17 protein-coding genes are annotated in these 22,425 nt (G+C 61.6%); 11 read left to right on the top strand and 6 right to left on the bottom strand.

Annotation, left to right across the window (positions count from 1 at the left end; translation table 11 throughout):
* Positions 1-85 precede the first annotated feature (85 nt).
* The 5 genes from J7U39_RS21675 (at position 86) to J7U39_RS21655 (ending at position 3,828) form a co-directional block, all read left to right on the top strand.
* On the top strand, positions 86-538 hold the full coding sequence (locus J7U39_RS21675) for a hypothetical protein (protein ID WP_210631841.1): 453 nt from the start codon (positions 86-88) through the stop codon (positions 536-538).
* A 26-nt stretch (positions 539-564) separates the two neighbouring features.
* Entirely contained in the window at positions 565-846 is a 282-nt protein-coding gene (locus tag J7U39_RS21670) for a hypothetical protein (protein ID WP_210631840.1), read from the top strand.
* 161 nt (positions 847-1,007) lie between these two features.
* Positions 1,008-2,033, top strand: a complete 1,026-nt coding sequence (locus J7U39_RS21665; protein WP_210631839.1) for an ABC transporter substrate-binding protein — start codon at positions 1,008-1,010, stop codon at positions 2,031-2,033.
* A complete protein-coding gene (locus J7U39_RS21660) occupies positions 2,030-3,070 on the top strand; it encodes an iron ABC transporter permease (RefSeq protein ID WP_210631838.1) in 1,041 nt (346 codons plus the stop codon). Before J7U39_RS21665 ends, J7U39_RS21660 begins: the two co-directional genes overlap by 4 nt.
* Positions 3,067-3,828 carry an ABC transporter ATP-binding protein gene (locus tag J7U39_RS21655; RefSeq protein ID WP_210631837.1) on the top strand — a complete coding sequence of 254 codons (762 nt, stop codon included), beginning with the start codon at positions 3,067-3,069 and terminating at the stop codon, positions 3,826-3,828. Before J7U39_RS21660 ends, J7U39_RS21655 begins: the two co-directional genes overlap by 4 nt.
* An 18-nt stretch (positions 3,829-3,846) precedes the next feature.
* Here the strand turns inward: J7U39_RS21655 and J7U39_RS21650 are convergent, their stop codons facing one another.
* On the bottom strand, positions 3,847-4,314 hold the full coding sequence (locus J7U39_RS21650) for an Lrp/AsnC family transcriptional regulator (RefSeq protein WP_210631836.1): 468 nt from the start codon (positions 4,312-4,314) through the stop codon (positions 3,847-3,849).
* Positions 4,315-4,467: 153 nt separating this feature from the next.
* On the opposite strand from J7U39_RS21650, the gene J7U39_RS21645 reads away from it, so the two are divergent.
* Together J7U39_RS21645 and J7U39_RS21640 are read left to right on the top strand one after the other, a co-directional pair.
* On the top strand, positions 4,468-5,646 hold the full coding sequence (locus tag J7U39_RS21645; protein WP_210631835.1) for an amino acid aminotransferase: 1,179 nt from the start codon (positions 4,468-4,470) through the stop codon (positions 5,644-5,646).
* Positions 5,647-5,671: 25 nt separating this feature from the next.
* Positions 5,672-7,300: a thiamine pyrophosphate-dependent enzyme gene (locus J7U39_RS21640; protein ID WP_210631834.1), complete on the top strand. Its 1,629-nt coding sequence runs from the start codon at positions 5,672-5,674 to the stop codon at positions 7,298-7,300.
* 21 nt (positions 7,301-7,321) lie between these two features.
* Here J7U39_RS21640 and glgB read toward each other — a convergent pair whose 3' ends face one another.
* The 3 genes from glgB to J7U39_RS21625 are packed head-to-tail and all read right to left on the bottom strand — an operon-like array spanning position 7,322 to position 16,032.
* Complete coding sequence (gene glgB, locus J7U39_RS21635; RefSeq protein WP_210631833.1) at positions 7,322-9,526, bottom strand: 1,4-alpha-glucan branching protein GlgB; 2,205 nt, start codon at positions 9,524-9,526, stop codon at positions 7,322-7,324.
* Entirely contained in the window at positions 9,523-12,804 is a 3,282-nt protein-coding gene (gene treS, locus J7U39_RS21630) for a maltose alpha-D-glucosyltransferase (protein ID WP_210631832.1), read from the bottom strand. The genes glgB and treS overlap by 4 nt, the downstream gene beginning before the upstream one ends.
* Positions 12,805-16,032, bottom strand: a complete 3,228-nt coding sequence (locus tag J7U39_RS21625) for an alpha-1,4-glucan--maltose-1-phosphate maltosyltransferase (protein WP_210631831.1) — start codon at positions 16,030-16,032, stop codon at positions 12,805-12,807. It abuts the gene before it with no gap.
* Positions 16,033-16,301: 269 nt separating this feature from the next.
* Between J7U39_RS21625 and J7U39_RS21620 the strand changes: the two genes are divergently transcribed.
* The 3 genes from J7U39_RS21620 (at position 16,302) to J7U39_RS21610 (ending at position 18,400) form a co-directional block, all read left to right on the top strand.
* Positions 16,302-16,664: a hypothetical protein gene (locus tag J7U39_RS21620; RefSeq protein WP_210631830.1), complete on the top strand. Its 363-nt coding sequence runs from the start codon at positions 16,302-16,304 to the stop codon at positions 16,662-16,664.
* Positions 16,665-16,734: 70 nt separating this feature from the next.
* Entirely contained in the window at positions 16,735-17,616 is an 882-nt protein-coding gene (locus J7U39_RS21615; protein WP_210631829.1) for an MBL fold metallo-hydrolase, read from the top strand.
* 10 nt (positions 17,617-17,626) lie between these two features.
* Positions 17,627-18,400, top strand: coding sequence for an aminoglycoside phosphotransferase family protein (locus J7U39_RS21610; protein ID WP_210631828.1), 774 nt, complete (start codon positions 17,627-17,629; stop codon positions 18,398-18,400).
* On the opposite strand, the gene J7U39_RS21605 is transcribed toward J7U39_RS21610, so the two are convergent.
* Both J7U39_RS21605 and J7U39_RS21600 read right to left on the bottom strand, forming a co-directional pair.
* On the bottom strand, positions 18,401-19,444 hold the full coding sequence (locus J7U39_RS21605) for a magnesium and cobalt transport protein CorA (protein WP_210631827.1): 1,044 nt from the start codon (positions 19,442-19,444) through the stop codon (positions 18,401-18,403).
* Between the two features lie 160 nt (positions 19,445-19,604).
* Positions 19,605-20,315 carry a DUF4272 domain-containing protein gene (locus J7U39_RS21600; RefSeq protein WP_210631826.1) on the bottom strand — a complete coding sequence of 237 codons (711 nt, stop codon included), beginning with the start codon at positions 20,313-20,315 and terminating at the stop codon, positions 19,605-19,607.
* Between the two features lie 197 nt (positions 20,316-20,512).
* On the opposite strand from J7U39_RS21600, the gene J7U39_RS21595 reads away from it, so the two are divergent.
* Positions 20,513-22,396 carry a HAMP domain-containing methyl-accepting chemotaxis protein gene (locus tag J7U39_RS21595; protein ID WP_210631825.1) on the top strand — a complete coding sequence of 628 codons (1,884 nt, stop codon included), beginning with the start codon at positions 20,513-20,515 and terminating at the stop codon, positions 22,394-22,396.
* Positions 22,397-22,425 lie beyond the last annotated feature (29 nt).

Here is a 22,425-nt window from a genome sequence, read left to right as displayed (position 1 = left end):
CTAACCCATCGTCAACGCCCAAACTTTGCCTGCGCGGGAACAGTTTCCCGCCGCCCGTCGTTTCCGCCCTGACAAGGAGAGCGACATGTCGAACGTCTCAAGGACAGGCAAAGACGAGATCAACAACGCGATCAGCCCGACGACCTTCGGGCGCTCGGTCGAGAGTCAGGCGCAGATGCAGGATGCCGCCGCGGAGGCATCGCCAGAGGCCGGCGGCGAGGTGCTCAACATCTATCGGCTGGAACCGATTGCGAAACCCGATGATCCCAGATGGGGCAATGCCACCAATCACGGCACGATCGTCGTGGCCGCCCGAACGCCAGGCGATGCCAGGATCGTCGCGGCCGCACGAGAACTCGATTTCATGGAAGTCGATGCGGCGCCCGCCGAGGACGTCACGACCGCCAATGCTAGCGCCTTTCGCGACGATAAACTCTACACCGTGATAGAGATCGATCGGAACAGACATGATATAAAGCGCGGTATACTCGAGGGTACGGTCTCGGTCGAAACAATCCGGCCCGTCGAGCCAGACTAGGATCCTTTCTTCACCTGGGAGTTCTCATGAATACCGCCAATCTGCAGCTCAAAGGCCTGATCATGGCGATGGCCTCGATATTCGACGCCATCGTGGAAAAGGAACTGCTCACGCGCGGCGAGATCGACGCCGCGCTCTCGAAAGCTCAAAAGGCGATTGAGGAAGACGATGACCACGAGCTGTCCGGCGCCAACTTGGCGGCAATCCTATTTCCGATCCGCGTACTGCAGCTTGCCGGCGAAGCCGGCGGAAAAGGCGAAGGCGCCACTTTTTCGGACTATGCCAAGCTTGTGGGCAAGCTCAGCTAATCATGTTCGAAGGCTTTTCGCTCGACACCGGCGAGCACTGTTCCGGCGGCAATGTTCAGTGCCGTCGATTTTTGCGATAAGTTGATCTTTTTTGTCTTGTTTTCCGATCGTTCCTGTGGCTATACCCCGGCCGCATATATTCACGCACCGGGATTTTCTTCGTGACCAGCCTCAAATCACTTCTGGCCGCCTGCGGCCTCTCCGCCCTGATCGGCCTTGCCGCAGCCCCGTCATTCGCCGGTTCGACAACCTACCCGCTGACGCTCGAAAACTGCGGCGCGCAGGTGACCTTCAAGAAAGCGCCCGAGCGGGCGATCGGGCTTGGGCAGAACAGCGCGGAAATCCTGCTGCTGCTCGGCCTCCAGGACAAGATGGTCGGCACCGCCTTCTGGCCGAGCAAGGTCCTGCCGCAACTCGCCGAAGCCAATGCCAAGGTCAAGCTCCTCACCGTGGAGATGCCGACCTTCGAATCCATGCTTGCCGAAAATCCCGATTTCGTGGCCGTCGCCCTGCCGAGCCTCGTCGGCCCGAACAGCAAGATCGCCAAGCGCGAGGATTTCGACAAGGTCGGCGTTTCAACCTATCTCTCGCCGAGCACCTGCCTCAGCACCAAGGATGTCAAGGACCAGTACGGCAGCCGCGGCGAGCCATGGAACATGGATCTGCTCTACAGGGAGATCGACGAACTCTCGCAGATTTTCGATGTCGCCGATCGCGGCCAGGCGCTGATCGCCGATTTCAAGGCGCGTGAAGCCAAGCTCCGCGGCAGCGTTGCCAAGGACGGCCAGAACCTCTCCTACGTTTTCTGGTTCTCCAGCCCCAGCCCCTCGGCCGATGCCTATGTCGGCGGCAAGTACAGCGCTTCCGGCTTCATCGCCGACCTGCTTGGCGGCCACAATGCGATCACCGCGGACGCCGAATGGCCGACCGTCGGCTGGGAAGGCATCATCGCCTCCAATCCCGCCGTCATCGTCGTCGCCAGCCTCGACCGCAACCGCTGGGAGCTCGACAAGCCCGAGGCCAAGATCAACTTCCTGAACACCGATCCGGCCGTCAGCCAGATCCCGGCCGTCAAGAACAAGGCTCTCGTCGTGATGGACGGCCAGGCGATGAATCCGACCATCCGCACGATCTACGGCGCCGAGCAGGTTGCCGAGCAATTGAAGGCCCTTGGTCTGCTGAAGTGACCAACGCAGGCCGTCTCTTCCGGCGGCTGGGAGCGGTCACCGCACTGCTGCTCGCTTCCCTCTGCCTCATCGCTGTCGCCATTGGCGTCAGCGTCGGGATCGGCGACCTGCCGATCCCGCTTGCGACCACTTTTTCGGCCGTCACCAACCGGCTCGGCTGGACCGCGGTCGAGCTGAACCGCATCCATGAGACCGTCATCTGGGACTATCGGCTCAGCCGCGCGCTCGTCGCCGCCTTCTGCGGCGCGGGGCTGGCGCTGTCGGGCGCCATCATGCAGTCGCTGCTGCGCAATCCGCTGGCCGAACCCTATGTGCTCGGCATCTCCGCCGGAGCCTCCACCGGCGCCGTCGCGATCGTCATCTTGGGCGTCGGCGCGGGCGCTGTATCGCTCTCGGCAGGCGCCTTCGCCGGCGCCTTCGCGGCCTTCTTCTTCGTGGCGCTGCTGTCGAACGGCACGCGCGGCGGCGCGGACCGCACCATCCTTGCCGGTGTCGCCGCATCGCAGCTCTTCAACGCCTCCACCTCCTATATCGTCACCACCTCGGCCAACGCGCAACAGGCCCGCGACGTCATGTTCTGGCTGCTCGGCAGCTTCAGCGGCGTGCGCTGGCCGGAATTCGCGCTGGTCTCGATCGTCGTCGGTTTCGGCCTCGCCGCCTGTCTGTTCTACGCCCGCGTGCTCGACGCCTTCGCTTTCGGCGACGAAGCGGCGTCCTCGCTCGGCGTCAATGTCAGCCGCGCCAGAATGGCGCTCTTCGCGCTGACCGCGATGATGACGGCGACGATCGTCAGCATGGTCGGCTCGATCGGGTTCGTCGGCCTCGTCGTGCCGCATGTCGCCCGCTTCGTCGTCGGGCCGCTGCATATCCGTCTCCTGCCGGCCTGCGCCATCGCGGGAGCGATCTTCATGGTGCTCGCAGACATTGCCGCGCGCGCCCTCATTCCCAACCAGATCCTGCCGATTGGCGTCGTCACGGCGCTGGTGGGCGTGCCCTTCTTCTCAATCATCCTCTACCGGTTCCAGCGCGCGCCATGAGCATCAAGGCTGACAACCTCACCTGGAAAATTGGCAGGAAGACCATTCTGGACGGTGTTTCCATGGAGGCGCAGCCCGGCCGGATGCTCGGCCTGCTCGGGCCAAACGGCTCGGGCAAGACCTCGCTGCTGCGGCTTCTCGCCGGCCTGAAGCGGCCGCATTCGGGTCGCGTCATCCTCGCCGGTAGCGATATCGGTACCATCAGCCGCCGGTCGATCGCCCGGCGCATCGCCTTCGTCGAGCAGCACGCGACGACGAACGCCAACCTCAAGGTCGTCGACGTCGTCAAGCTCGGCCGCTTCCCGCACCGGTCGATGTTCTCGGGCTGGACGAGAGCCGACGAAGAGGCGGTCGAGGCCGCACTCGCACGCGCCGGCATGGCCGAAAAGCGCGACGAGCGCTGGCAGAGCCTGTCGGGCGGCGAAAAGCAGCGCACCCATATCGCCAGGGCGCTTGCCCAATCGCCGCAGGAGCTGATCCTCGACGAACCGACAAATCATCTCGACATTCAGCACCAGATCGGCCTAATGCGGCTCGTTTCCGGCCTGCCGATCACCAGCATCGTCGCGCTGCACGATCTCAACCATGCCGCCATGTTCTGCGATGAGCTTATTATAATGCAGCAGGGCAGGATCGTCGCCTCCGGCGCGCCAGAGGACGTGTTGAGCGAGAAACTGCTGCGCGAAGTCTTTTCGGTCGAAGCCCGCATCGAAGCTTCACCCCATCATTCGCGCCCGCATATCCATTATCTCAGGTGAAAGCGGCCGGAGCCGCCCTCACGTCACGATCTGCAGCGGCAGAGCGGTCGTTTTTTTGATCGTCTTCAGGACGATGCTCGATTTCACCGACGCCAGATTGTCGGTGACCCGGATCATTCTTTCGAGAAACTGGCTGAGATGGTCGAGGTCGCGCGTCATGACCTTCATCAGAAAGTCGGCGTCACCCGTCTGCGAATAACATTCCAGGATCTCCGGCGCAGTCTCGATGAAACGATGGAGCCGCTCGTTTCCGCCTTCTGTATGCGCGCGAAGGCTGACGAGCGTATGCGCGACGACGGTGAAACCCAGCTTCACCGGATTGAGGATGGCGACGACGCTCTGAATATATTGCTCATTGCGCAGCCTTTCCAAACGGCGGGCGCATTGGGTCGCCGAGAGATTGACCTTCTGAGAGAGTTCGCTCTGCGTCAGTTCGCTGTTCTGCTGGAGAGCGGCGAGCAGTTTGATATCAAATGGGTCCAGCATGGTCATCGGCCTCGATTGCGGTGAGTTTCTGCGTATTATACCGATTTGACGCAGATTATCTGCACAATTACGCTTAAACAGGAAGATAATCGCAGAAATTCGTCGCGATAGTTCCGTTAATCTTCGGCCTCTGACATGCAAGTGGAGGTGACAGTGTTTGACCAACTGAACAGCCGGCCGGCCGATAGCCTGCTCGCGCTCATCAAAGCCTTCCAGGCCGACGATCGTCCCGGAAAGATCGACCTCGGCGTCGGCGTCTATCGCGATGCCATGGGACGCACGCCCGTCATGCGGGCCGTCAAGGCGGCGGAGCAGTTTCTCCTGGAGACCCAGGACAGCAAGAAATATCTCGGCCCCGAGGGTGATCTGCAATTCGTGCGCCTGCTTGAGCCGATCATCTTCGGCAACTCGCCGAAATTCGCCCAACGGCTCGCCGGCATTCAGACGCCGGGCGGCAGCGGCGCGCTCCGTCTCGGCGCGGAACTCATCCAAACGGCAAATCCATCGGCAAAGGTTCTCTTGGGAACGCCGAGCTGGCCTAACCATGCACCGATCTTCGCTTCGGCACGCTTGGACGTAAAGGAATATGCCTTCGTCGACCTGACGTCACAGCAGGTGACGTTCGAAAGCGTGGTCTCCGCTTTGTCTTCCGCCGGGGAAGGCGACGTCGTGCTGCTTCACGGTTGCTGCCATAATCCCACGGGTATCGATTTTACCGTGGAACAGTGGCGAGAGATTACCCAACTTCTCGTTGCGCACAGGCTCGTGCCCTTCATCGATCTTGCCTATCAGGGGCTCGGCGACGGTCTTGAACAAGATGCAGCACCGACGCGCATAATCCTCGATGCGGTCGAGGAAGCGCTGATCGCCTATTCCTGCGACAAGAACTTCGGCCTCTATCGCGAACGCGTCGGCGCGCTGTGTGTCGTGGCTCGCCATGCCGATGACGCCAGAAAGGCGGAAAGCAACATGGCGGCGCTTGCCCGCGTCAACTGGTCCATGCCGCCGGATCATGGGGCCGCCATCGTCAGGGCCATTCTCGAAAACCCGGAAATGACGGCAATGTGGCGCGCCGAACTCGAAGAGATGTGCGAGCGCATCAACGGCAATCGCGCGGCGCTGGCTGCTGCCTCGCCCGAACTGGCTTTCATCAGCCGTCAGCGCGGCCTGTTTTCCAATCTCTCCATGCGCAAGGAAACGGCGGTCGCGCTCAGGGCAAACCACGGCATCTACATGGCGGATTCCGGGCGCATGAACCTTGCCGGCATGCAGCCCGCCGATGCCGGCGCCATCGTCGCGGCGCTCCGGGCCGAAGGCTGCCTGAAATCATAACCGATCGCACCATTGGAGCCTTTGAATGAACAGGAAAGAAACGACCGGCCAGGCGATCACCCGATCGCTTGTCGCCCATGGGATCGATACAGTCTTCGGCATCCCCGGCGCCCACATGTACGATTTCAACGATGCCCTCTACGACGCCGGCGACAAGATCCGGTTCATCCACACCCGGCATGAACAGGGCGCGGCCTACATGGCCTACGGCTATGCCAAATCCACCGGCAGGATCGGTGCCTATACCGTCGTGCCCGGCCCGGGCGTTCTCAATTCGGGCGCCGCCCTCTGCACCGCTTACGGCGCCAACGCGCCGGTGCTCTGCATCACCGGCAACATCATGTCGCACCTCATCGGCCGAGGCAGAGGACAGCTGCACGAACTGCCGGATCAGCTTGCGACGATGCGCGGGATTACCAAGGCGGCAGAACGCATCAACCATCAGTCCGAAGCCGGTCCGGTCATGGCGGCGGTCGTCGGCAAGATGCTCTCCGGCCGCCAGGGCCCGGGAGCGGTCGAAGCCCCTTGGGACGTGTTCGGACAATCCGGCCCTGAAATCGACATTCCCGTTGGCGCGAGAGCGCCTCATCCAACCGTCGATCCCGATCAGATCGCAGCCGCGGCAGCACTGATATCAAGCGCAAGCAATCCGATGATCATGGTCGGCGGCGGCGCGGTGGATGCCGGCGCGGAGATCGCCGCGTTAGCGGAATTGCTGCAGGCGCCGGTGACATCGCATCGCTCCGGCAAGGGCATCGTGCGCGACGACCATCCGAACTATATGAATTTCGTGGCCGCCTATGAATACTGGAAGAAGGTCGACGTGCTGATCGGGATCGGCAGCAGGCTCGAATTGCAGTTCATGCGCTGGAAGTGGCTTCCCAAGGGGCTCAAGATCATCCGCATCGATATCGATCCGACCGAGATGGTCCGTCTCAAGCCGGATGTCGGCATCGTCTCGGACGCCAAGGATGGGGCCCAGGCTCTTACCGACGCGCTGGCGGGGTACTTCCGAGGGGATCGCAGGCACAAATTTGCCGAACTCAATGAAGAAGCAAGATCTCGTTTCTCGGCGGTGCAGCCACAGCTTGGCTATCTCGAAGCCATTCGCGAGGCCCTGCCGAAAGACGGCTTCTTCGTCGAGGAAATCAGCCAGACTGGCTTTGCCGCCCGCTTTGCCTTCCCGACCTACGGCCCTCGCCAATACGTGACATGCGGCTATCAGGACAATCTCGGTTTCGGCTTCAACACCGCCTTGGGCGTGAAAGTCGCCCATCCCGATAAGGCAGTGGTCTCCGTTTCGGGCGATGGCGGCTTCATGTTCGGCGTCCAGGAACTTGCCACAGCCGTCCAGCACAAGATCGCCGTCGTCGCCATCGTCTTCAACAATTCAGCCTACGGCAATGTGCTGCGCGACCAGAGGCAGATCTACAAGGGCCGCACTCTCGGCTCGGATCTGACCAATCCCGATTTCGTCGTCCTTGGCGAGAGCTTCGGCATCCGATCCTTCCGGGCGACAAGCCCCGGCGAATTGAGAGAGGTGCTGGAGAAGGCACTCGCACTCGACGAGCCCGTTCTCATCGAAGTTCCGGTTGGAAGGGGATCTGAGGCGAGTCCCTGGCCTTTCATTCATCCGGCTCCGCATGCCGAATGACCGCAAGGGGCCGAGACCTTTTCACGGCGACGGCCCCTTGAGAAATATCGTCGCCAGCGGTGGCAGTGTCAGCGCGAGGGAATGCGGCCTGCCGTGGGCGGCCACGGGTTCGCTCGACACTGCGCCGTTGACGAGACCGGACCCGCCATATTCGCGCGCATCCGTCGTGACCCGTTCGACCCACACGCCATCCTGCGGCACGCCGATCCTGTAGCCGTAACGGGGCACCGGCGTGAAGTTCGAGAGGACGAGAACCGAGGACGAGCGATCGGGGGCATAACGCAGCATGCCGAGCACTGAATTCACCGCGTCGTCGGCCGCCGCCCATTCGAAGCCTTGGTGATGGAAATCGCCGAACTGCAATGCCGGCTCGTCTTTGTAGAAGCCGTTCAGATCCTTGACCAGCCGCTGGATTCCCGCATGCGCGGGCCGATCCAGCACATCCCAGCTGATTGAGGCGTCGTGGTTCCACTCGCCGAGCTGAGCGATCTCGCCTCCCATGAACATCAGCTTCTTGCCGGGATGGCCCCACATGAAGGCGAGGTAGCTCCGCAGATTGGCGAATTTCTGCCACTCGTCGCCCGGCATCTTGCCGAGCAGCGAGCCTTTTCCGTAGACCACCTCGTCGTGCGAAATCGGCAGAATGAAGCGTTCGGAATAGGCATAGATCATGCCGAAGGTCATCGTGCCGTGATGGTAGCTCCGATGGACGGGGTCCTTCTCGATATAGCTCAGGCTGTCATGCATCCAGCCCATGTTCCACTTCATGTCGAAACCGAGCCCACCCTCTTCCGGCGGCTTGGTGACGCCGGGCCAAGCGGTCGACTCCTCTGCGATCGTCATCGCATGCGGGCAGCGCTCATGGACGATGCTGTTCAGGTGCTTGAAGAATTCCACCGCTTCCAGGTTCTCACGGCCGCCATACCGGTTCGGAATCCATTCCCCCTCGTTGCGGCTGTAGTCGCGGTAGAGCATCGAGGCGACGGCATCGACGCGCAATCCGTCGATATGGTAGCGTTCGAGCCATTCCAGCGCGCTGGCGATCAGGAAGCCTTTCACCTCGTTGCGGCCGAGATTGTAGATCAGCGTGTTCCAGTCACGGTGAAAGCCTTCACGCGGATCCTCGTGTTCGTAGAGCGCGGTGCCGTCGAAGCGGGCGAGCCCCCAGACGTCGGTGGGAAAATGAGCCGGCACCCAATCGAGGATGACGCCGATCCCGGCGCCATGGCAGCGGTCGATGAAATAGGCGAGATCCTCAGGCGTGCCATAACGGCCGGTCGGGGCGAAGAGGCCGAGCGGCTGATACCCCCAGGAGCCGCCGAAGGGGTGTTCCATGATCGGCAGCAGCTCGATATGGGTGAATCCCATATCGCGAACATAGGGAACGAGCCGCTGGCTGAGCTCGACCCAGTCGAGCGACCGCCCGCCATTCTCCCGCAGCCAGGAACCGGCATGCACCTCGTAGACGGAGATCGGCCCTTCCAGTCTTTGCTGTCGCGACCGGCCCTTCATCCAATTGTCGTCAGTCCACCGGAATCGCATCGACGATGCGACGATCGAAGCGGTGGACGGGGCAGCTTCGCTCGCTCTCGCCACCGGATCGGCCTTCTGCGGCAAACAGTTTCCATGCGGATCGATGATCTCGAACTTGTATCTTTCGCCGGGCGCCAGCCGGGGCACGAACAGCTCCCAGACGCCGGCGGACTGCCTCAACCGCATCGGGTTTCGCCGCCCGTCCCAGGCGTTGAAATCGCCGACAACCGAAACGCGGCGGGCATTCGGCGCCCAGACGGCGAAGCGGACGCCTGCGACGTCGTCGACCGACATTTCAACCGCGCCGAGCGTCCGGCTCAGGCTATAATGCGTGCCCTCGGAGATCAGGTGGAGATCGAGCTCTCCAAGCAGAAGTCCGAAACTATAGGGATCTTCGGTGATCTGCTCGCCATCCGGCCATGTGATCCGCAACCGGTAGGGCATCCTCGAACCCATCGCCGCCGCAAACAAGCCTGAGGGGTGAGCGATGCTGAAGGGTGCCACCACCCTGCCGCTCGCCGCTTCGATGAGATCGACGCCTTCGGCACCCGGCAAATAGACGCGCACGATCGTCATGCCGCCGCTTTCATGCGGGCCGAGGATCGAAAAGGGATCGCCATGGCGTCCCTCGATCAGCGCCCAGAGCGCATCATGTCCGATGCCGGCGAGAAGTTCCGAGCGTTCAACATTCATGCCTCGACCCCCGCTAAGCGCGATACGATTTCGGTAAGGCCGGCAAGCGGGATCGGCAGCCATTTCGGCCTGATGCGGGCCTCATAGGCGATTTCGTATGCCGCCTTTTCGAGAAGAAAAGCATCGAGAACCCTCCGTCTTTGTTCGGTCGGCATGGCGAGCGCCTTCGAGGTCGAGACCGCCTGCCAATAGGCATCGAGAAAAGCCTGCTCGGCATTGCGCCCGAAACGGGCGATGGCGTCACGGCGCACCTCGTTTTCGTGTTCGGTGACCGCGTCATTGTCGAGCTGGGCGGTGGCGACGAGATAGCTGAGCGACCGGAGAAGCCCGGCGACATCGCGCAGCGGAACTGTCTTGGCGCGGCGTTCAGCAAGGTTTTTCGCGGGTTCGCCCTCGAAATCGATGATGACGGCGTCGCCCTCACTGACCAGGATCTGACCGAGATGGAAGTCGCCATGCGTACGCGTCATCAGCGTGCCGCGGGCGCTCTCCGCCAGGCGCGCGCCAAGTTCAACCAGTTCGGAGCGGCGTTCCAGAAGCGGACGGGCGAGCAGATCGATAGCGGGCTCGGCATTTTCCTCGCGCTCGGCAAGCTTCGACATGGCATAGGCGACTTCGCCCGCCACCGCCTTCTTGATCGCCTCGACCTCATCGTCGCCAGCGACCACAGGGCTGAAAGCCTCGTCCGCGTTTTCCCCGGAGAGCACGACGTGTAACTCGCCGAGCCTCATACCGACCATGGCAACGAAGCTGATCAGCGGCCGGAAGACGTCGTCGCCGGGCTCGACCGCCGGATCGTTCAACACGAGCTCGTCGGCCGCGCGGCGCAGATTATTCAGCATCCAGTTCCAGGCGTCGCCCTGGTTGCGGATCGCGCCCTGGACGATGATCAAGGTCGAGCGACGCCCACTGGAATCCGTATGCGCGACCTCGCCGAGGAGTGGAGCGGTGTGATGGTAACCCGCGCAGGTCAGAAACCGCGTCATCTCGACTTCCGGATGGACGCCCGGAAAGATGTGCCGGATCAGCTTGATCATGGCGACGTCGCCGACGATCAGCGAACTGTTGGATTGTTCGGCCGATAGCCAATGAACCGGCATGCCGTCGGTAACCTGTAGGCGGTCGAGCCGCTCGGTGCCGAGAAATTCGAGGGTGCCGGTACGTCCGGTGATGCGCGAGCGGTCGGTCAGCCCGCGCAGGATACCGCGCGCCATCGGCTCGACCGCGAACCCATCTGTCAGGAAGCCGACCCGCCTGCCCTGACGAACCCGCCCGAGCGCAAGCTGCTGTGTCAGAGCGGAGGGTTGCGCATCATCCCAGGCGACCGCCAGCGGCAACTGATAGGATTCGCTGTGATCCGGCAGCTCCACCTCCAACTCGCCGAGAACGATCCCATCGGCATAGGGGATCGGCGTCGCCGAAATCAGTCGAGCCGCCTGAAGCGGCTGATCCTTTGCGCCGAACCACCGCCGTTTGGAGAGGTAGGCGGGCAGAATTTCGTTGCTGAGGACGCGTCCCAGCCGCGGTTCATCGACGAGGTCGAGCAGACCGCGGCGGAGGACCATCGTCATGAGATCGGGAAGCTGTTCGGGCGGAGCAGTACGCCATGCCGGCGGATCGGCATCGGCCTCCAGCTGAAACCAGAAGAAGCCATAGGGCGGCAGCGTCAGGAGATAGGTCAGTTGCCCGATCGGCGGAAAGGGCGACATGCCCGTCAGTTCGATCGGCACGCGGCCCTCGAAGGCCGAGAGGTCGAGCTCGACCGCCTGGGGCAGTCGCGAGAGGTTTGCGACGCACATCAGCGTCTCGCCTTCATATTCCCTGAGATAGGCCAGGATCTTGCGGTTCTCAGGCGAGAGGAAACGCAGCGAACCGCGTCCGAAGGCCGGATGCCGACCGCGCAGCGCCAGCATCTTGCGCGTCCAGTTAAGCAGCGAATGCGCATCGGTGCTCTGGGCTTCGACATTGACAGCCTCGAAGCCGTAGAGCGGATCGGCGATCGGCGGCAGGACGAGGCGCGCCGGGTCCGTTCGGGAGAAGCCGCCATTGCGGTCGGGTGACCATTGCATCGGCGTCCGCACCCCGTCGCGGTCGCCGAGATAGATGTTGTCGCCCATGCCGATCTCATCACCGTAATAGATAACGGGCGTCCCCGGCATCGACAGAAGAAGCGCGTTCATCAACTCTATGCGCCGGCGGTCGCGTTCCATCAGCGGCGCCAGGCGCCGCCTGATGCCGAGATTGATGCGGGCGCGCTTGTCGGAAGCATAGGTCTCCCAGAGATAGTCCCGCTCGGCGTCGGTGACCATCTCAAGCGTCAGTTCGTCGTGATTGCGCAAGAAGATCGCCCATTGGCAATTCTCCGGGATTTCAGGCGTCTGGCGCAGGATGTCGGTGATCGGGAAGCGGTCTTCCTTGGCAATCGCCATGTACATGCGCGGCATCAGCGGGAAGTGGAACGCCATATGGCATTCGTCGCCTTCGCCGAAATATTCGCGCGTGTCCTCCGGCCATTGATTGGCTTCGGCAAGCAGCATCACGCCGGGATGAGTGGCATCGAGGGCGGCACGGATGCGCTTGAGGATTGCGTGCGTCTCGGGAAGGTTTTCGTTGATCGTCCCCTCGCGCTCGACGAGGTACGGAATCGCATCGAGGCGGAAACCGTCGATACCGGTCTCCAGCCAGAAGCGCATCACCTTCAGCAGCTCCTCCATAACAAGCGGGCTGTCGAAATTGAGGTCGGGCTGGTGGGAATAGAAGCGGTGCCAATAATAGGCGCCGGCGACGGCATCCCACGTCCAGTTCGATTTTTCCGTGTCGAGGAAGATGATGCGCGTTTCCGGAAATTTCTGATCGCTGTCCGACCAGACATAGAAATCCCGCTCCGGCGATCCCGCAGGTGCATGACGTGCCCGCTGGAACCAGGGATGCTGGTCGGAGGTGTGGTTGATGACGAGCTCGATGATGACACGGATATTGCGCTGGTGGGCGGCGTCGACGAAGGCGCGGAAATCCTCCATAGTCCCGTAATCCGGGCTGACATTGCCGTAGTCGGCGATGTCGTAGCCGTCGTCACGACGCGGTGAGGGAAAGAAAGGCAAAAGCCAGATCGCGTTGACGCCGAGCGCTGCGACGTGATCGAGCTTCTGGTGCAGGCCGGCAAAATCGCCGACGCCGTCGCCATTGGCGTCGTAGAATGACTTGATGTGCAGCTGGTAGATGATCGCATCCTTGTACCAGAGCAGCGGGTCGACGCTACCGGGATTCATCGTGTCCATTCATGCCTCCGCTGCGCGAACGCGCCAGATCGCAAAGGGCAGGATCTGAGGATTGAAACCCACTCTCTGCCGCTTGCCGTTCCACCTGAACCGGTGCCCCGTGACCAAGTCCTCGGCGTCGAGCGCGCTGCCATCATCCAACGACCACTTCCAAAGCGGCAGTTCGACATCGCTTTCCTGAAAATTATGGGGGTCAAGGCTGATCGCGATCAGCAAGACATTGTCGCGGGCTTGGCTCGCCTTCTCGAAGAACAGGATGTTGTCATTCCAGGCGTTCAGCAGCGTCAGCCCGAGATGCGAATGCAGCGCGGTATTTTCGTTCCGAATGCGGTTCAGCATCCTGATTTCGGCGATGATGTTGCCCGGCCGGTCGTAATCCCAGGCGCGGATCTCGTATTTCTCGCTGTCGGCATATTCCTTGCGCTTGGCGTCGGGACGGCCCTCGCAGAGTTCGAAGCCGTTATAAACGCCCCACAGACCGGAAAGCGTCGCGGCGAGTGCCGCGCGGATCAGGAAGGCCGGGCGCGGCGCGTTCTGCAGAAACTCCGGATTGATGTCATGGGTGTTGACGAAGAAATGCGGGCGGAAGAATTCCTTCGGCGCCGTCTCGGTCAGCTCTCGCATATATTGCTCGAGCTCCCACTTGGTATTGCGCCAGGTGAAGTATGTGTAGGACTGGGAGAAGCCAATCTTCGCCAACCGGTACATGACCTTCGGCTTGGTGAAGGCTTCCGACAGGAAGACGACGTCGGGATGGCGCGCCCTGATATCGCCGATCAGCCATTCCCAGAACGGAAATGGCTTTGTGTGCGGATTGTCGACACGAAACAGCTTGACGCCCTGGTCGACCCAAAGCTGGACAATATCCCTGAGTTCCACCCATAGAGAGGGCAGCGCGTCTTTCGTATAGAAATCGACATTGACGATGTCCTCGTACTTTTTCGGCGGGTTCTCGGCATATTTGATCGTGCCGTCGGGCCTCCAGTCGAACCAGCCGGGATGTTCCGTCAGCCAGGGATGATCGGGCGAAGCCTGGATCGCGAGATCGAGCGCGATCTCCAACCCATGCCGGCCCGCCTCCTCGACCAGCCGGCCGAAATCCTCGAAATCGCCAAGCTCGGGATGAATGGCATCATGGCCGCCCTCCTCGGAACCGATGGCATAGGGACTTCCGGGATCATCAGGCGCTGCCTTCAGGCTGTTATTGCGTCCCTTTCGGTTGGTCGTTCCAATCGGATGGATCGGCGGGAAGTAGAGCACGTCGAAACCCATGTCGCGGATGGCAGACAATCTCGGGATGACGTCGTCGAAGGTGCCGTGCCGATTGGGATCGCCGCTCTGTGAGCGCGGGAAGATCTGATACCAGCTGGCGAAGGCCGCCGACTTGCGTTCAGCATCGACGGCGCTTGTCGTGGAGCGAAGCCGGAAGGGCCGCCTGTCAGCCTTGTTCATCAACTCGGAGGTCTCGGGGTCGAGCAGGATTGCCGTGCGCTCGGCATCCGAGGCGTTTTCCAGACCGTCGATGAGCGCCTGCAAGTCGGCGCCGAGTGCCGCCGGCGCTTCGGCCCTCGCGGCGCGCACGAGGTTCAACCCCTCCTGAAGCTCCAGCTTCAGGTCCAACCTGGCATCGTTCTTCTTGGTCAGTTCGTAGCGGAAGATCGCGAACGGATTCTTCCACGCTTCGACCGCGAACTCGTAGCGTCCGATGCGCTCCAGCAGGAATTCGGCGCGCCAGCGGTCGTTCTCGACCAGCTGCATCTCAGTCTCGTTCCACTCCGCCATGGCGTCGTGCGGCCGCCAGAGCAGGACGGCCGCGATCGGGTCGTGACCGTCGGCGAATAGATCGGCCTCGACGGTGACGGTCTCGCCGACCACCCGCTTGACAGGAAAGCGTCCGTCATCGACCCGCGGCATGATGTTTTCGATGGCAAGCCGCGGCGAAGCGATCGCCTGCTCAACGTCGAGGGCGGGTCGGGATGTGATCGGCTCCGGCGCTCTGGCTCCGATGATCCGCGTCTCCCCGGCCCGCAGGCGCAGGATTGCGCCATCGGCCGCGACGGGAAGATAGCCGGACACCGCCTCGCGAACCGCCGTCATCGGCGCGGGCGCGCTTCTCCGGAGGTCCCGGTTAATCAGGACGAACCGCACATTCGATGCACTGCGGAGATCCTGCTCCTCGGATTGCACAAGCGCGGAGACCGGCCCGTTGGCGTTGCGGATCAGGCGAAGCGACGGAGCGCGCGCGTGGCCGGGCCTGCCGATCTCGGCATTGGCGGCGCGTATTTCAGAGGAGATGTCGAAGGCGAGATCATGGCGCAGCTTCCGCAGCCCCGAACCATCGCCGTGGGTTGGATCGAGCGGCGTCGCCGCACCATATTCGAAACCAATCGGAACCATGAGGCCGCCGCCGAGCGAGGCGGCGAGCCGCAGCGCTCTGACGGCACGCCGCTCGAGAATTTCACGGCTCTCGGTCCCATGCGCAATCCGTCTGGCAAAGGGCGGTTCGGGAAAGGCAATTTGCCAGCCGAGCGCCTCCTGAACGCGATGCTCCTCGACGAACCATCTCTCGTCGAGATCCCACCAGGCCATCGATGAAAAACATCCAGAAAAGCCCGCATCCGCGATCCCTCTTCTTACCGCAAAGTCGGTGCCGGGCGTCCAGGCGAGGAATTGCGCGTCAGCCTTCTCGCGCACCGCAGCGATCAGCGATTTGAAAAGCGCCGGTTCAGCGCGATCGATCCCGAGCACTCGGTAGCCGGAGAGGCCGAGCCCGGACAGCCGCCACAGCCGTTCGGTCCACTCCCCCAACAAACGCAATTGCCGCTCGGACCCGATCGTGTTCATCGGCTCCGCCGGATCGAGCGGCGAGCGTCGAGGATCGATCGGACGAAAGCCCACTTGCGCATCGCCGACTTTCCCGTCGAGCATCAGGTCCATCATCAGGCCGACGCCGCTCTTGTCAGCGGCCTCCGACAGGCGCGATATCCCATCATCGACCGCGCTTCCGAGCTGCAGTTCAGGATCGAGCCGATCGAAATCCCGGGAGGTAAAGACGCTGCAGTCCCCGCCTCGGTCGAAGAGCGGCGCCGTCAGAACATACTCAAAGCCGGTATCCGCCGCATGGTCGAAAACCTCGCGCCATGCATCGATGCCTTGGAGAAGTAGCGGGTTGACATAATAGATCCGGGGTGGGGTGCTGAACGCACCCTGCTTCGCAGAGAGTAACATCGGCCGCCGCCTCGTGTTGCTTTTCAGGCAAACTTCTTTTGGCGGAGGTTGTTCCACTCAAACCGTCAATTCACGGCTGCATGGGGCACATGGCTAAAGGCTGAACGCGCCTGCGCGCGAGGTGGGAGACGACGTGATCCGGCAGGCCGATCTCGCTCAGCGAGAGAAGGAAGTCCTCACGATTTGCCGGTAGAGATATTGCCGCCATGCGATAAAAGATCGTCCGACTGTTTCCGATCCGGAAATCTCGAGCGGTTGAGAGCCCATCAATGCTTCGATCAATAGTCTTCATCACCGCCCTCACGGCTTGCATACCCTGCCTCGCCTCCTGGAGCATCGAGACCGATCGCTCGACGCCGGATAAGCACGGCCTGTTCGAAATCCGCGAAAAGGCCAGGCGCTTCATCGCACAGGAGAACGCCAAGGCGCACGAGCAGTGGAACGTGCTAGAACCCAATGCGAAGGTGCTTGTGCCCCGATGCGCGGTGCCCCTGCAGGCACGATGGACGCCGAAGAGCCTCGACCGCTCGAAGCCCAGCGTTATAGTGATCTGCGCGGCCGCTGTGCCGAACGCCGTGATGGAACGGTGGGATGTGCCAGTGCCGGTGGAGCGGAAATCGGGAAGCCCTTAGAGGGCGAGCATCCAAACGAGATTTGATGTAGTAGATGATATCACTGCGATTGCAGCGAAGGCGGGCAGACGTGAACCCAGCGGTAGAATTGTGCTCCTATCCCGGACTTGACGAGCGCATCATTATCCTCCGGGCGGGAGACGAGGTCGATGCCGTGTTTGTGCGGACCGAGAGGTTCAATGTCCTGATCGATACGCTCGGCACGCCGGAACTGTGCCGGATTGCGCTCGATCTGGTTGGGGACAGAGGCGAGGATCGCCCGCTGATCGTCGTCAATTCGCATATGGATTGGGATCACTTCTGGGGGAACACTGCGGTTTCAGGGCGTGCTCCGATCATCGCGCATGCCGCCGCGCTCGACCGTCTGCGTGATGCCTCTACGCAGCAGATCCTGAAGGACAAGGCGAGACAGGAAACGCGGTTTGCGAACGTCGAACTTATCGGCCCGGATATCACCTTCTCCGGCTCGATGGTCCTTAACGGCGGCGATCTGACGCTGGAACTCATTCACACGCCGGGACACACGCCTGACCATATCGCCGTCTGGATTCCGGAACTCCGCATCTGCCTCGCCGTCGACGCGGTGGAATATCCCATTCCCGAAGTCTGGAGCAGGAGTGCCGATGATCTTCGCCAGATCCGCTCCTCACTCAGGCTTATCCGTGACCTTGATGCGAAACTGGTCATTCCCGCACACGGCAGAACATCGACGCCTTCGGCAGTGGACGAGAACCTCGCTTATTTCCAAGACTTGGCCGTTCGCGTCGGCGCCCTGAGTGAAAGCCAGCTGGCTGACCCGCAACTCGGCAGTACAAGTGGTTTCCGGCTTGACGACTTCGTCGCCATTCCCAACGGGATGCCGTCGGACACGGCGGCGTTCTACCGGAACTGCCATGAGACGAACCTTGGCGCTACGGTTCAGGCCCATATCGAAAAACTGAAATCTGCGTAGGAGGCCATGCGTGGAATTATTGGAGGGCGGTCGAACCGGGCAGATCTGGCGCGACGGCGATACCGTCATCAGACCATCAGGAGCATGGACGCCGACCACGCACCGGTTCTTGCGTCATCTCAGAAGCAACGGCTTCCCGGCGGCTCCGCAGCCCATTCAAATTATCGGCGACGATCAGGAGGTCGTCAGCTATGTCGACGGGCGCGTCTGCGAAGACCTCAGTGATCCCCTTGTCGGATCGGAGCGCATGCTGATTTCCGCAGCAAGACTTCTGCGCGATTTTCATAGAGCATCTCAAGGCTTTCTGGAATCGGATGACGATGCTCAGATATGGATGCTGCCGCCGCAGGAGCCGCGGGAGATCGTCTGTCACGGAGACTTTGCGCCCTACAATGTCGCCACCGTCGATCAGGAAGCTGTCGGGATCGTCGATTTCGACACTGCCCATCCCGCCCCGCGCCTTTGGGATCTCGCCTATGCGGTCTATCGCTGGGCGCCCCTCTCCGATCCTGCCAATGCCTCCGTGGCATTCGGTCTCGACGACCAACTGCGGCGGGCGGAAATCTTCTGCACCGCCTATGGCGCGACGATGGCAGAACGGCGTGGGCTTCCCGAAATGGTCTGCACGCGGCTCCAAGCCCTTGCCGATTTCATGTTGGCAAAGGCTGCGGCCGGCGACGAGACCTTCGCGGAAGACGTCGATGCAGGAGACGCCAGGCTCTATCTGAACGACATCGGCTATATGGGGATACACCGAAATCGGCTGCTGAAAGCGCTGTCCTGACTAAAGCCACTTTCGCCGGCGGAAGAAGCCGAAAAGGCTGAGGCACAGGACGGCGATGACGCCCAACACGACGAAATAGCCATATTGGAATTTTAATTCCGGCATGTCGCTGAAATTCATGCCGTAGATGCCGGCGATCGCGGTGGGAACAGCGAGGATCGCCGCCCAGGCGGCGAGCTTGCGGGCGATTGCCGTCTGTTCCGTCTGGCCGATCATCACGCTGGCCTCGAAGGCGAAAGCGAGCACCTCGCGCAACGCGTCGATATCCTCCTGAACCCGGCGCACGTGATCGGTCACATCGCGGAACAGCGATTGCAGCGTCGGATCCATGCCGGGAAGATCGATATGCTCGTATCGCCGGCAGACGTCGACGAGTGGCACTACTGCGTTGCGCAGCCGCAGAAGCTTGCGCCGCAGCATGTAAAGCCGCTCGATGTCGGATTTTCCCAGCTGTTCGCGCAGCACGAGATCCTCGAGCATCTCGACCTCCTCCTGCACCACCTCGATAACAGGCATGTAGTTGTCGACGATGAAGTCGAGGATGGAATAGAGAATGTAGTTCTCGCCATGGGCAAGGGCGGCGGGCGTCGCCTCGCATCGCTGCCTGACGGCCAGATAGGAAGACGATTCTCCGTGGCGAACGGAGACGACATAACCGCGGCCAACGAACAGATGCGTTTCGCCGAAGATGATCTCGCCATCCTTCATATGGGCGGTCCGGGCGACGATGAACATCGCGTCACCGTAAATCTCCAGCTTCGGACGCTGGTGCGGCTGCGCCGCATCCTCGATCGCCAGCGGATGGAGATTGAATTCGGCCTGGATCTGGTGCAGCAGCACTTCATCCGGCTCGTGCAGGCCGATCCAGACGATCGCATCCTCCCGGTTCCGCCATTCGCCAGCCTCCTCTATCCTGATGTCGCGAATGCGCTGCCCATGCTGGTATACGGCTGCGGCCACGACGCCGCGCCGCTCGTAGGGAGACGACGCCGACCCGCTGCCAACCCGCGCGGAAACACTGTCCAGATCCTTCAGCCGTTCCAAATCCTGCCGTCCCCCCCGTCCTGCGGATCACGTGTCCGAAACCAACGCCGGTCAGGCGATGCGCCGATCATAATGCCATTTCGCAAAACATGCATCCACTTCGGCACGGGGGCCGACTCCCCCGCCTCAATCCTCGACTTGGGCAGGAAGTCCACACTCGTCACGTATCGGTGGAAATATCATCCCAGTCCTGATTCAGGTAACCGATCAGCCAGTTGAGGGCGTAGTGGCGCTCGTAAACCACGCCCTTGTCCAGTCCGGCCGGCGCCTCCTCGCCCTTCAGCCGTGCATTCACGGCCGCCCAATCGTAGCGGTAGATCAGGTCGGCGGCGTCGAGCAGTTCTTTCTGCGGACGCAGCCTGGCGCGGCGCATCAGCCCGTCGGTGCCGAGTTCGCGAAGCGTCCCGGCGATGGATGGCACATCGCAAATATGGTCGGGACGTTCGAGATCGGCCGTGATCCCGAGCGCCCATAACATGACGTGCACGCCCTCATAGCGCCAAGCGAAGTTCACCCGGTCCTGCTCCGAAGGATCGGGGTCGTCCATGAACGCCTGTTCCTTGGGGGTGAAGAAACTTGCTGCATCGAATTGCCGGATGAGAGCCTGGCCCATCGAGTGATCACCAGTCTCGCCTTTTACGGCAACGATCGCAAGCGCGATAGCGCGCTGAACGACTGCTCTTTTATCGCGGCGGGTACTGTCGCTCTCTGCCTCGATGGACGGCAGATGATCGATGGTCGGCACGCCTTCCGACTGAAGCTGGGCGACAGACCGGGCTTTGCGTGCCTGTGCGTCATCAGGGGGTTGAGAAACGGCTGCCTGTACCGGCAGGACCAACGCAAGAAGGGCGGAAAATATGCGCTTCACCATGTCTGGCTCCTATTGTCCCTGAGCCGTCGATTAAGCGTTTTCCGGTTGGAGCGGGAATCTGAACACGAAGAGGGCGGCGAGTTTCGCGTAAACTGGTAAACGGCGTTTTACACTCCGGAACACATCGTTAAATTTTTTCCGTTACAAACATGCCTGGTCAAACCGGCACGACACCGGACTGTTCGATGGGGACTTTGATGCGCCGTCCAAACATTAAATCGAGTTTGCTGTTCATTGTCAGCGGCATAGCTCTCCTTTTCGGGCTCGTTGCCTATCTCGCGGTCGACGGCCTGCAAAAGACGAACGGCTCCACCGAAGAAATCGCCGCCAACTGGCTGCCGAGCGTGCAGGCTTCGCAAGCGATCAGCCTCGCCATGACAAATTTGCGCCTCGCTTACCGCGATCACATTATCGTCCAGGCGGAAGCAGAGAAGAAATCCCGTGAAGAGGCCATTAAGGCCGCCGAAGATGCAACTCGCAAATCGGCAGACGCTTATCTTCAGCTGGCTTCATCCGATCGCGAGCGGGATCTGATCAAGACGATCAAAGAAAGTGTCGAAGGCTACGTCGCCAGCAGTTCGCAGTTGCTTGCTCTTTCCCGTGCAAACAAGACCGAAGAAGCTGGCCAATATCTGGGCGGCGAGATGCGTTCCTATTTGGACAAGCTCAAGGAGGCCACGGCGGCCCTGGTCGAATTGAACGTCAGCGGCAGCAAGAAGGCTGCCGATCTCAGCAAGGAGACCTTCGCCTCCATCGAATCCTACCTCCTTGCAACGATCGCCTTTGCGGGATTGATCGTTCTCGGCGCGATCGTCTTCGTACTGAAGAGCATCGCCAATCCGATTACCAACATCACCGCCTCGATGCGGCATCTCGCCGAAGGCGACACCGGCTCGGAAATTCCTTTTGCCGATCGCGCCGACGAAATCGGATTGATGGCGGGAGCGGTGGAGATTTTCCGCCAGGCCGCGATTGCGAACAAGCGCCTGGCGGTGGAAGCCGAGGAGAACCGCAACAGGGCGGAGGCAGATCGTGTTGCGGCGCAGATGCAGGCGGAAGCCGACGCATCAGAGCGGTTGCGCATCGCCACTTCCGGTCTGGCCGCCGGTCTGAAACGGCTCGCTTCGGGCGATCTCGCTTTCCAGCTCAATGAGGCCTTCGCCCCCGAGTTTGAAGCACTCCGCCATGACTTCAACCAGTCGGTCACGCAGCTTGGCGCGACGCTGAGAGCAATCTCCGAAAGCATCGGCACGATCGACGAAGGCACCCGGGAAATCTCCTCGGGCGCCGGTGATCTTTCGAAACGGACAGAGCAGCAGGCGGCCTCGCTCGAAGAAACGGCGGCCGCATTAGAACAAATCACAGCGAACGTGTCGAACTCCAGCAAGCGGACCGAGGAGACGCGCGCAGTCGCCACCGAGGCAAACCGGAGCGCCGGGATTTCGGCGGAAGTCGTCTCCCATGCGGAGGAAGCGATGGAACGCATCGAGGCCTCGTCGCAGCAGATTTCCAACATCATCGGCGTCATCGACGAAATCGCATTCCAGACCAACCTTCTTGCCCTCAATGCCGGCGTCGAAGCGGCGAGAGCCGGCGAAGCCGGCAAGGGTTTTGCGGTCGTCGCCCAGGAAGTGCGCGAACTCGCACAGCGCTCTGCCGGCGCTGCCAAGGAAATCAAGGGGCTTATCCAGAACTCATCGAGGGAAGTGGAAAGCGGCGTCAAGCTGGTGCGCGATACCGGCCAGGCCTTGAAGACCATCGGCGGCTTCATCACCCAGATCAATCACCACATGGATTCGATCGCCACCTCTGCGAAAGAACAGTCGATCGGACTGAGCGAAGTGAACGTCGCGGTCAATCAGATGGACCAGACCACACAACAGAACGCAGCGATGGTGGAAGAATCGACTGCAGCATCCGATTCACTGGCGCAGGAGGCCCAGAAGCTTCGCGAACTTGTCGCACAGTTCAGGCTCGACGAGGTGGTCTCCAGCCATTCCGCAGCCCTCCGCTCGACGGCAAAATCCATGGCCCAGCCCATCGGCCGTGGGGCCATCCATGCGGTGGCGGCACGCCGTTGAACCGGGCGAAATGACCGGCTCCCTCGGGC

It is taken from the genome of Rhizobium sp. NLR16a, assembly GCF_017948245.1.
Lineage (GTDB): Bacteria > Pseudomonadota > Alphaproteobacteria > Rhizobiales > Rhizobiaceae > Rhizobium.
This window is presented reverse-complemented; position numbering and strand designations above follow the sequence as displayed.

Bases quoted from the DNA above. Each gene is read 5' to 3' on its own strand.
- J7U39_RS21675 (WP_210631841.1), top strand. From the start codon at position 86: ATGTCGAACGTCTCAAGGACAGGCAAAGACGAGATCAACAACGCGATC.
- J7U39_RS21670 (WP_210631840.1), top strand. From the start codon at position 565: ATGAATACCGCCAATCTGCAGCTCAAAGGCCTGATCATGGCGATGGCC.
- J7U39_RS21655 (WP_210631837.1), top strand. From the start codon at position 3,067: ATGAGCATCAAGGCTGACAACCTCACCTGGAAAATTGGCAGGAAGACC.
- J7U39_RS21650 (WP_210631836.1), bottom strand. From the start codon at position 4,314: ATGCTGGACCCATTTGATATCAAACTGCTCGCCGCTCTCCAGCAGAAC.
- J7U39_RS21640 (WP_210631834.1), top strand. From the start codon at position 5,672: ATGAACAGGAAAGAAACGACCGGCCAGGCGATCACCCGATCGCTTGTC.
- glgB (WP_210631833.1), bottom strand. From the start codon at position 9,526: ATGAATGTTGAACGCTCGGAACTTCTCGCCGGCATCGGACATGATGCG.
- treS (WP_210631832.1), bottom strand. From the start codon at position 12,804: ATGGACACGATGAATCCCGGTAGCGTCGACCCGCTGCTCTGGTACAAG.
- J7U39_RS21625 (WP_210631831.1), bottom strand. From the start codon at position 16,032: ATGTTACTCTCTGCGAAGCAGGGTGCGTTCAGCACCCCACCCCGGATC.
- J7U39_RS21620 (WP_210631830.1), top strand. From the start codon at position 16,302: ATGCTTCGATCAATAGTCTTCATCACCGCCCTCACGGCTTGCATACCC.
- J7U39_RS21600 (WP_210631826.1), bottom strand. From the start codon at position 20,315: ATGGTGAAGCGCATATTTTCCGCCCTTCTTGCGTTGGTCCTGCCGGTA.
- J7U39_RS21595 (WP_210631825.1), top strand. From the start codon at position 20,513: ATGCGCCGTCCAAACATTAAATCGAGTTTGCTGTTCATTGTCAGCGGC.